Annotated in this window: 3 protein-coding genes; 2 read left to right on the top strand and 1 reads right to left on the bottom strand. The window is 41.7% G+C overall.

Annotated features, from left to right (window positions below; all coding sequences use genetic code 11):
* The first annotated feature begins 68 nt into the window (after positions 1-68).
* Both HWQ36_RS27895 and HWQ36_RS27890 read left to right on the top strand, forming a co-directional pair.
* Entirely contained in the window at positions 69-1,367 is a 1,299-nt protein-coding gene (locus HWQ36_RS27895; protein WP_292708874.1) for a S9 family peptidase, read from the top strand.
* Between the two features lie 86 nt (positions 1,368-1,453).
* Positions 1,454-2,254, top strand: coding sequence for an isopentenyl phosphate kinase (locus HWQ36_RS27890; protein ID WP_292708872.1), 801 nt, complete (start codon positions 1,454-1,456; stop codon positions 2,252-2,254).
* A gap of 299 nt (positions 2,255-2,553) precedes the next feature.
* On the opposite strand, the gene HWQ36_RS27885 is transcribed toward HWQ36_RS27890, so the two are convergent.
* Positions 2,554-2,850, bottom strand: a complete 297-nt coding sequence (locus HWQ36_RS27885) for a DNA cytosine methyltransferase (RefSeq protein WP_292708870.1) — start codon at positions 2,848-2,850, stop codon at positions 2,554-2,556.
* Positions 2,851-2,995 lie beyond the last annotated feature (145 nt).

Raw genomic sequence — 2,995 nt, 5'->3', positions numbered from 1 at the left:
GACATCATTATTGTATGAAAAATATCACTTAAAAACCCACAAAGTCAACAGCCTAGGCAGATGGTTCTTTGGGAAATACTCAAAAAATTGCTGGGGATTTAGATGAGTCTATTTTTCAGCCACAGTGGTCGCCAGATGGTAAGTTGTATTTTGTTTCTGACCGTACAGGTTGGTGGAATATATATCGTTGGCAAGATGAAAATGTAGAAGCGCTAACTCAAATGGAAGCAGAATTTGGTCAGCCGCAATGGAATTTTGGGATGTCCACTTATGCTTTTGGGTCTGCCAACCAGATTATTTGTACTTATACCCAGCAAGGCATTTGGTATTTAGCAAGCCTTGATACACTAACACGTCACTTAGAACTAATAAATACGCCCTACACAGATATTAGCTCTCTCCACGCCACCTCTAAACAGGTAGTTTTTCGCGCAAGCTCGCCAACTCAATTAGCTGCAATTGTCCGTTTGGATCTGATAACTAAAGAGCTAGAAGTACTACGGTCTTCTAGTGATGTAACTATTGATGCTGGTTATCTTTCTTTACCTGAAACCATTGAGTACGAAACATCTGATGGCAAAACAGCATACGCCCTTTTCTACTCACCTCGAAACCGTGACTATACGGCTCCTGAGACTGAAAAACCGCCCTTGATTGTCAAAAGTCACGGTGGCCCCACCGCAGCAACTTCTAGTAGCCTCAATTTTAACATTCAGTATTGGACTAGCCGAGGAATAGCGGTTTTGGATGTAAATTATGGTGGTAGTACAGGGTACGGGCGGGAGTATCGGCAACGGCTTTCTGGGAACTGGGGAATTGTAGATGTGGATGATTGTGTTTTTGGTGCGCGTTACTTAGTGTCACGGGGAGATGTAGACGGCGCTCGTCTAACCATTTCCGGCGGGAGTGCAGGTGGTTACACAACGCTTTGTGCCTTAACTTTCCGAGATACTTTTAAAGCAGGAGCCAGCTATTTTGGTGTCAGTGACTTGGAAGCTTTAGTTCGGGATACACATAAGTTTGAATCACGGTACCTGGATGGTCTGGTTGGCCCTTATCCACAACAGCGTCAGATTTATCAACAGCGTTCGCCAATTAACTTTAGTGAGCGTCTAGACTGCCCAATGATTTTTTTCCAGGGATTAGAAGATCGAGTAGTTCCGCCCAATCAAACTGAAGCAATGGTTACAGCCCTAAGAACAAAAGGTGTACCTGTGGCTTATGTTGCTTTTGAGGGTGAAGAACATGGTTTCCGCAAAGCCGCAAACATCAAGCGTTCTTTGTCAGCAGAACTTTACTTTTATTCACGAATTTTCAATTTTGAAATTGCCCAACCAGTTGAGCCTGTAGTCATTGAAAACTTTTAGCTAAATAGCTGTAATCAACTTTTGATTTTTTTTGTTTAGGATTAGTTTCTTATAAGTTTTTGTCTTTCCTCATTTAATATTTGATTATGGAATTAGTATTAGTGAAGCTAGGAGGTTCCTTAATTACTGACAAGGATAAACCTTATACTGCTCGAAGAGAAGTCATAACACAACTGGTTGAGCAAGTGAGCCTAATCAAACATGAAAATCCTAATCTGAAACTGATTATTGGTAACGGTGCTGGTTCTTTCGCCCACCAATCAGCGAATAAATATAATACAATTAATGGTTTTTCCGGTGATGAAGAAAAACTAGGATTCTGCTTAGTTCACCAAGATGCTTTAGATTTAAATTTTCTACTAGCCAAAAAATTTTTACAGGCAGGGTTGCCAGTGGTAAGTTTGCCACCTATTACTATGATAACCACTCACAACAAAAAACTATTGAAGAGTGACTTTAGTGTGATAAAAAGTAGTCTAAAAGCAGGTTTAATTCCTTTAGTTTTCGGTGATGTAGTTCTAGATCAAGCTATTGGTGGTACTGTATTTTCGACAGATGTAATGCTTGCAGAACTAGCGAAATACTTCTATCTTCAAGGTGAGTTTAAAGTTAGACTAATAAATGTTGGGAATTATGCAGGTGTATATGACCAAGATGGGCTAGTAATTTCCAATATTACTCAAGCTAACTATTTTCGGATTAAACCTTTCTTGGGCAAGAGCAAATCAGTAGATGTTACTGGCGGGATGGCTAAGAAAGTTGAAGAGTTTTTGACTATTTCTAGTTTAGGGATTGACTGCTGGATAATTGATGGGAATATCCCAGGGAATTTAGCCTCTTCAGTTTTAGGTACGCCAACTCTAGGCACTTTAATTAGGGCATTTTAACTAAAATGATTTCAAAACTGTTGGTAGTGAATCCGAATTACTTACCTTTAATCTTTTGGAGATAACTCATTGAGAAAGGCAGAGGGCAGTTCTTGCTGAAGGCAGCTATGAATCTATCCCACTAATAAAATTCTGCGAACCCAGATGTGAACTGTCGCTAAGGAAAGAAAACCATTAAAGCAGGCGGAAATTCGCTCTCACCGCATAACCTCTGTGCTTCTTCTTTTCTGTCCCCTGCTTGTTAGTTGTCCTCTTCCTTACCTGTACCAACACATTTCAAGTGAGTTGCTCTCGGTTTGTCATAAAAATGCTCCTGATAATTGTTTCTGTATGTGAGTAAATAACTGCGCGGCGAAACTGGGTGGTACAGAATAGCCGATAATTGACCCAGCCGTAGCAGTTTCGTTAGGGAATTCGTACCAGTCAGGAAAGCCTTGTAACTTCGCCGCTCCCGCAAGACACTCCATTCTCAGCCAGACCCCACCAACCGCCCCCGATAGAACTCCTGCTGTAACCCCGAAAGCACTGCCAGCACCCCAAGTTCCGACCAATTCCCCAAATCTTCGCCATGCAGAGATACCCGGTAATAGCTGCAAGCTAGGCGATGCCTACGGCAACCCGAAGCGGGAACGCACACAACAGGATAACCCAATGCGTGACATTTCTCGATCAGCAACGATACCAAACAGCAATTCCAAATTCAAATTTTGACAACAGGTACAGTCTACCTTGAGGATGAAG

It is taken from the genome of Nostoc sp. NMS2, from assembly GCF_017115105.1.
GTDB lineage: Bacteria > Cyanobacteriota > Cyanobacteriia > Cyanobacteriales > Nostocaceae > Nostoc.
This window is presented reverse-complemented; position numbering and strand designations above follow the sequence as displayed.